Genomic DNA, 7,061 nt, shown 5'->3' with positions numbered 1-7,061 from the left:
CTTGAGGGCTCCGACGACGGCGTCCACGTCCACGTGGTCGGCGTGCTCATGGGTGATCAGCACCGCGTGGGCGCCTGCGAGCGCTTCCTCGGACTCGGAAAAGTCCCGGGGTCGATCACAAGGACCTGGCTGTCCTTTTGCAGGCGGACACAAGCGTGGGTGAACTTGGTGAGCTTCATGGAGCCAGCCTAGGACGGGCCTCCAATGGTGTCCACGAACCGGCGTCCGAGCGTGGCCTGCTGGTAACGTTGGTACTTGCGAACAACCACATCGAAATGAGTCCACGAATGTCACAGGGCGCCCATGCCGCCACGTCCGGGCCCACAGCCCGGTCGCTTCCGGATGCCAAGGATCCCGCCGTCAAAGAGCAGCGCGTCACCAAGCAACGCCTGGCCGTCAGCGCCGCCCTGGACGAACTCGACGATTTCGTGAGCACCCAGGAACTGTACCGGCTGCTCCAGAACCAAGGCGTCTCGGTGTCCCTGGCCACGGCGTACCGCATCCTGCAGTCACTTGCCGACGACGGCCTGATCGATGTTCTGAGAAACGCCGATGGCGAAGCCGTCTACCGCCGCTGCGCGGTCACAGGCCACCACCACCATTTGCTGTGCCGCAATTGCGGCAAGGCCGTCGAAGTGGAAGCTCCGGCGGTGGAGACGTGGGCAGCCCGGGGTGGCTGCCGAGAACGGCTACACCGAAGTGGCGCACACGGTGGAGATTTTCGGGCTCTGCCCTGAGTGCACTGCCAAGAAGGCCGCGGGCCTGCTCTAGCCGGCTACCGCCTGGTCTTCCACTGCCTGGCCCATGGCAGCGTGGGGACGGACGATCCGGCCGTTGTTCCCGCGTTTGGCGCGCACGTTGCCGATGACCCGGCACACCACATAGATCAGGAACGACAACGTGGTGACATAGGGGCTGATGGGAATCCTGCTGCCGAGCGCCAGGAGGATGCCGCCCACAGTCGCTGTGATTGCAAAGACCACGCTCAACAAGACCACGAGCCGCGGCGAAGTGGTCACGCGAAGGGCAGCGGCAGCGGGCGTGATCAGCAAGGCCAGCACCAGAAGCGCGCCGACTATCTGGATGGACAAGGCAACGCTGACGCCGAGCAACACCATGAAGGCAATTGCCAGGCCGCGGACAGGCACTCCCCTGGCTTCCGCCATCTCAGGATCCACACTGGCGAAGCTGAGCGGGCGCCATATCGCGGCCAGAGCGAGCATGACCACCACGGCCGTGCCTGCCAGGACCTGGAGCTGGACAGTGTCCACTGAGACGATCTGGCCGGTCAGTAGCCCGAACTTGTTGGCCGCCCGGCCTTGGTAGAGGGCCAGGAACAAGATGCCCAGGCCTAGCCCGAACGGCATGATGACGCCAATGATCGAGTTCTTGTCCCGCGCCCGGACGCCCATGAGTCCCAGAAGCAGCGCAGCCGCAACGGATCCCGCGAGCGAACCGAAAATGATGTCCGCCCCGATAAGCAGGGCAAAGGAGGCACCGGCGAAGGACAACTCCGAAATGCCGTGCACCGCGAAGGCGAGGTCCCGCTTCATGACAAAAGTGCCTATGAGCCCGCCGAGCAGGCCAAGGACCGCACCGGCCCAGATGGAATTCTGGACCAGGGCCAGCAGTTCGCCATAGTTTTCAAAGTTGAAGATGGTGTGCAGGATGCTTCCGAGATCCATTTAGTGACCTTCCTCCACACCGGCGTGGGCGTCATCGTGGTAGTGCGTCGTCGCGTCCGGAAGGCCGACGACGACGATCCTGCCGTTCGCGCGGATGACCTCAACGCGGCTGTTGTACAGCTCGGACAGGACCTCGGTGGTCATGACCTCTTCCGGTGTTCCCACGCGGAACCTGCCGCCGGCAAGGTAGAGGACGCGGTCTACGTAGTCGATGACCGGGTTGATCTCGTGCGTCACGAACACCACGGCGCTGTTCCGCTCGTGGCATTGCTGGTTGATGAGGGCACTTACGGCCTGCTGGTGGTGCAGGTCCAAAGACAGCAGCGGTTCGTCGCAGAGCAGGAGTTCAGGCTCCGCGGCAAGGGCTTGTGCAACCCGGAGCCTCTGTTGCTCGCCACCGGACAATTGGCCAAGCGGTACGCGGGCGTAGTCACTCGCCCCCACCAAGTCCAGGAGGGCGTCGACGCGCTCATTGACGGCCTTGGCTTGATCCGCAGGCCCCAACGGTGGCCGTCGACGCCGAGGGCCACGAGGTCCCTGGCGCGCAAGGGCGTATCCGGAGCAAAGGACTTCTGCTGCGGGATATAGCCGATTTTCCGGCTGCCACGTTCCACGGCCTGTCCGGCCACGGTCACCGTCCCCGAGTGAAGCTGCTGCAAACCGAGGAGGACTTTGAGGAAGCTGGTCTTGCCGCTGCCGTTGGGGCCGAGCACAGCGAAGAACTCACCCGCCTGGATGTCCACGTCGAGGTCCTTCCAGAGGGCCCGTTGGCCAAACTGGAGGCCCGCGCCGCGAAGGCTCACTACCGGTGTCAAAAAGAATCCTCGATCCATGGGGTTCGCGAAGAGATGTCGCTGCCGGCCTGCACTTGGATGAACAGGGAGGGCCCCGCAGCCGCCCTGTATATCTTAGGACGATTGCGGGGCCCGTCTGTTCGTATCTGCATAAGCCTTTACTTGTTCAGGGCAGCAGCAACGTTGCCCACATTGTCCGTCATCCAGGCAGCGTAGTCCTTGCCCTCGGGAAGTGTCTCGGTAAAAGCGATCACCGGGACGCCGGCAGCAGTTGCCGCGGCCTTCAGCTTTTCCGTCTCAGCACTGGCGGTCTGCTCGTTGTACGCGAGGAAGCGAACCGACTTCGAGGCAATCAGATCGCTCGTTTCCTTGACCGCTGCCGGCGGAACGTCCGAGCCGACCTCAATGGCATGGCTGAATTCCTCGGGCGTCTTGTTCTCCAAGCCCGCAGCCTCAAGCAAATACCCCGGTACGCTCTGTAACCGCTACCGGAGCGGAACCCTTGGAAGCCTTGATCGCTGCGACTTTGGCGCTGAGTCCGGTCAGCGAGGACTTGAACTTGTTGGCATTGGCGGTAAAGGTCTTGGCATCGGCGGGGTTCAGGCTTCCGAGCTTCGCAGCGATAGCATCGGCCACTTTCGCCATCGCGTCGAAGTTGTACCAGACGTGCTCGTTGAACCCTTCCGGCACCGCTGAGGGAGATGTGCCGGCCGTGGCCGCGGGAAGGAGCCCGGAGACGTTGACGGCGGTAAGGGTCTTGTCCGCAGCGACCTTGCTGTCATCGGCCAGCTTGCTGAAGAAGTCGTCGTAGCCCGCGCCGTTGTCGATCACCAATTGGGCCTTGGAGACGGCCAGCTTGTCCTGGGTGCTTGCCTCGTAGGAGTGCGGATCCTGGCTGGTCTTGCTGATGATGGAGGTGACTGACACTTTGTCACCGCCGACGCTCTTGGCGATGTCGCCGTACACGCTGGTTGAGGCCACCACGTCGATCACCCCGGAGGACGACGACGGCGCCGTCGCGGCGGGTGCCGCGCATGCGGAAAGCAGGACTGCCAGGCCCGCGGAAGCGGCAAGCGAAAGGCGGGCGGCAAGGGAAAGGCGGGCGGCGGCACGACGCACGGAAAACCTCGGATCTACCGGATCAAGCACAACAGGGGACTCCATGAGTGTACCCACAAATGGGAATGATTCCTATTTAGAATTTTGGGTGGCTCCTGCCGGCCCCGTTGGAGGCCAGCAGGAGGCTACGCTGATTCCGTTCCGCCCAGCCGGCGGATTCCCCTGGCCTGGGTGGCGTCGCGGATCTCGCCCACAAGCTGTTCGATGACGTCTTCCAGGAACAACACCCCCAGAGTCGCACCGCCCGTCCCCACCACGCGACCCAGATGCGAGCCGGTCCGCTGCATCACGGCCATCGCATCTTCGATCTCGTCTTCCGGTGCGAGGTTCACGAGGGACCGGATCCGGCTTTCCGCGATCGGATAGCGGCGCCCTTCCTCGGGAATGGAAAGCACATCCTTGATGTGAAGGTAACCGGTCAGCTCACCGTCGTCGTCCAACACGGGGAAGCGTGAGAAACCGGTGCGGCTGACCGCTTTCTCGAGTTGCCGCGGCGTCGAGCCAGGCTTGAGCGTGACGAGTTTGTCCAGCGGCACCATGATGTGCGCAGCGGTGTGCTCGGAAAACTCCAAAGCGCCGCTCAGCAGGCCGGCGTCGTCGTCCACCAGCCCGTGACGGGTCGATTCCTGCACGATGGACTGCACTTCCTCGAGGGTAAAGGAGGAGGTCACCTCGTCCTTGGGCTCGATCTTCATCAAGCGAAGGATGCGGTTGGCCAGCCAGTTCAGCGTCCAGATGACGGGCTTCACGAAGCGGGCCACGTGGACCAACGGCGGCGCCAGAAGCAAAGCCGCCTTGTCTGCGACCGAAACAGAGATGTTCTTGGGGACCATCTCGCCAAAGGTGACATGCAGGAAGGTGACCGCGAGCAAGGCAACCGCAAACGCGATGACGTCTGCCAATTCAACAGGGACGCCGACGGACTCCAGCGGCGCCCCCAGCAAATGGTGGATGGCAGGCTCCGCCACGAGGAGAATCAGCAAAGAACACACCGTGATGCCAAGCTGGGCACACGCCAGCATCAGCGAGACGTGTTCCATCGCATACAGGGTGGTCTGCGCGCGCTTTGACCCGCGTTGGGCCAAAGGCTCGATCTGGCTGCGGCGCGCAGACATTACGGCAAACTCGGCGCCGACAAAGAAGGCGTTGCCGATCAACAGCACCACGAGCCACAGGATTCCTGCCCAGTCGCTCATGCGGCACGTCCTTTACGGCTGGTTTTGGCCACAGGGTTGCCAACCGCATCGCCTGCAGAACCGCCGGACCCCTTGCTCAACCGCTTGCTGGCCTGCTTCCTGCTTTGCCATCCGCCCGAATCGCTCTCCGCTGTGCCAATTTCGCCGGTGCCTTCGTCGTCGTCGGCGTCACCGTCGGGCGCCGTGGGGTGGAAACAAATGCGGTCGATCCGGCGGCCGTCCATCCGGGTGACGGCCAGCGTGCCGCCGCCGGCCTCGACGACGTCGCCGACCATCGCGATCCGGCCAAGTTGGCTCATGACGTAGCCACCCACGGTTTCGTAGGCGGGGTCGTCGGGAACCGTGAGGCCCGGGATCTGTTCACTGACCTCGTCCGGACGCAATAATCCGGGAAAATACCAATCCCCCGAGGCGCTCTGCAGCAATCCGGGCCGGACCCTGTCGTGCTCATCCGCCACCTCGCCGACGATTTCCTCCACCAGGTCCTCAAGGGTGGCGATCCCCGCAGTTCCGCCGTACTCGTCAAGCACGACGGCGAGTTGCAGGTTGCCCTCGCGGAGTTCCAAAAGCAGGGCGTCAAGATGGATGGTCTCGGGAACGCTCAGGACTTCGGACATGATGGCTCCGGCCTCCAGCCGGCTCCTGCGTTCCGACGGGACTGACACGGCTTTCTTGATGTGCACCACGCCCCGGATGTCATCGGCCGATTCGCCGATGACCGGGAAGCGCGAATACCCGGTCCGCCGGGCCGCTTCGATGATGTCCGACACGGGCTGGTCGGCGTCGATGGTTTCCATGCGGATGCGCGGGGTCATGACGTCGGCCGCCGTACGCGCCGAGAAATTCAGGGTCCGGGCAACAAAGTTGGCCGTCCCGGCGTCGAGGGTTCCCAGCTCTGCCGAACGGCGCACCAGGGAGGCCAGTTCAGAAGGCGAGCGCGCGCCAGAGATCTCCTCCTTGGCCTCGAGTCCCACAAGGTTGAGCACCTTGTTCGAGAAGCCATTGAGCACAATGATTGCGGGCTTGAACACGGCCGTGAACATCAGTTGCGGGCGGGCCAGCGCCCGGCCGAGCGGAAATGCCAAGGCCAGGGCCATGTTCTTGGGAACGAGTTCGCCGATCAGCATCGACAAGCCGGTAGCGAAGGCCATGGCCAGGATGAGCGACAAGGACTGGGCAGCAGCCTCAGGCAGCCCGGCCCAAAGAAGCGGTCCGTGCAAGAGGGAGCCGACCGATGGCTCCATGACGAAGCCGGTCAGCAAGGTGGTGAGGGTGATCCCCAATTGGCAGCTCGAGAGCTGGGTAGAAAGGGATCTGAGGCATCTGAGCAACGCCTCGGCGGCGTGGTCGCCGCCGTCGACCGCTCTTTGGACCGTTGACTGGTCGAGTGCCACGAGTGAGAACTCGACGGCTACGAAGAAGCCGGTGCCCAGAATCAGGAGCACGCCGGCGAGAAGGAAAAGCCACTCCATTAGAGGCCGCCGGATCGTGCGGAGGGCAGGAGCAGGGCACCAGGAGGGCTAAAGGCTGGTTGGCCCGGCGGGGGTTGGTCGGACGCAGCGGATGAGCGATCCGCCGACCGGCCGGCCAGGAGATCCGGAGTGCGATGGGCATGTGTACGGGTATTGCCGGCTCGGCGGGTGCGTTGCGCGGAGATTGCCGAACGGCTTCCCCTGCAGCTCCCAGGCCGGCACCTAGAATTACTGTCCATAAGAATTCAAGTCTACAGTCCGGCCGAGACGCGGCTTCACGCGACTTCACCGGCCTGAGCCGGGCTCTGCGACGCAGCAAACGACCGGAAAATCCCGGGAAAGAAGAGCCCCCTGCGGACGCAAAAGCCTGGCCATCCCACCTTCAGCATGATTTAGGTCACCACTATTGGCAGATAGCCGCCGCTCGTCACTAGACTGGCTAGGGTCTGAGTTCGCGGGACCCGGACCCTGGCTCGCCTTGCACCCCCCTGCAGTCCCCGGGCCAGCTGGAAATCAACACTCATGGAAGAGGCGTATTTCAAGTGCCAGAGCAGCCAAGCCACCGTCTACCCGAGGAATTTGGCGGAAACGAGTGCTCGTTGACGAACTGTACGAGCGGTACCAACAGGACAAGAATTCGGTCGACGCCAAGTGGTGGCCGCTTTTCGAGTCCTTCGATACCGCTGACGGCACTTCTTCCAACGGAACATCAGCAGCCCCTGCCAACCCTCCCACTCGCGAAATTCCTGTCGTGGCACAGGCCGCCGCAACGGCAATGACGCCGGTCGCGCCCGT

Annotated in this window: 6 protein-coding genes and 3 pseudogenes; 3 read left to right on the top strand and 6 right to left on the bottom strand. The window is 63.4% G+C overall.

Annotation, left to right across the window (positions count from 1 at the left end):
• Together AHiyo1_RS28160 and AHiyo1_RS03185 are read left to right on the top strand one after the other, a co-directional pair.
• A partial coding sequence (locus AHiyo1_RS28160) for a hypothetical protein (RefSeq protein WP_216363125.1) occupies positions 1–192 on the top strand: 192 nt, incomplete at its 5' end.
• Between the two features lie 95 nt (positions 193–287).
• Positions 288–771 (top strand): annotated as a pseudogene (locus AHiyo1_RS03185) (Fur family transcriptional regulator).
• Here AHiyo1_RS03185 and AHiyo1_RS03180 read toward each other — a convergent pair.
• The 6 genes and pseudogenes from AHiyo1_RS03180 to AHiyo1_RS03160 all read right to left on the bottom strand — a co-directional run bounded on the left by AHiyo1_RS03180 (position 768) and on the right by AHiyo1_RS03160 (position 6,266).
• On the bottom strand, positions 768–1,685 hold the full coding sequence (locus AHiyo1_RS03180; protein ID WP_059387600.1) for a metal ABC transporter permease: 918 nt from the start codon (positions 1,683–1,685) through the stop codon (positions 768–770). The pseudogene AHiyo1_RS03185 and the gene AHiyo1_RS03180 sit on opposite strands and share 4 nt — an antisense overlap.
• Positions 1,686–2,518: pseudogene (locus AHiyo1_RS03175) on the bottom strand (metal ABC transporter ATP-binding protein).
• 119 nt (positions 2,519–2,637) lie between these two features.
• On the bottom strand, positions 2,638–2,922 hold the full coding sequence (locus AHiyo1_RS27825) for a hypothetical protein (RefSeq protein WP_340639274.1): 285 nt from the start codon (positions 2,920–2,922) through the stop codon (positions 2,638–2,640).
• 10 nt (positions 2,923–2,932) lie between these two features.
• Positions 2,933–3,655 (bottom strand): metal ABC transporter solute-binding protein, Zn/Mn family, encoded by a 723-nt coding sequence (locus AHiyo1_RS03170; RefSeq protein WP_340639273.1) that lies wholly within the window; start codon positions 3,653–3,655, stop codon positions 2,933–2,935.
• 68 nt (positions 3,656–3,723) lie between these two features.
• Positions 3,724–4,794 (bottom strand): hemolysin family protein, encoded by a 1,071-nt coding sequence (locus AHiyo1_RS03165; RefSeq protein WP_059387599.1) that lies wholly within the window; start codon positions 4,792–4,794, stop codon positions 3,724–3,726.
• Entirely contained in the window at positions 4,791–6,266 is a 1,476-nt protein-coding gene (locus AHiyo1_RS03160) for a hemolysin family protein (protein WP_084784331.1), read from the bottom strand. Before AHiyo1_RS03160 ends, AHiyo1_RS03165 begins: the two co-directional genes overlap by 4 nt.
• Before the next feature lie 542 nt (positions 6,267–6,808).
• On the opposite strand from AHiyo1_RS03160, the pseudogene AHiyo1_RS26115 reads away from it, so the two are divergent.
• Positions 6,809–7,061 (top strand): annotated as a pseudogene (locus AHiyo1_RS26115) (2-oxoglutarate dehydrogenase E1 subunit family protein); the annotation flags it as partial.

Origin of the sequence: Arthrobacter sp. Hiyo1 (genome assembly GCF_001263615.2) — a bacterium.
GTDB lineage: Bacteria > Actinomycetota > Actinomycetes > Actinomycetales > Micrococcaceae > Arthrobacter.
The sequence above is the reverse complement of the archived record's forward strand: the minus strand, read 5'-3'. Positions and strand labels throughout refer to the sequence as shown.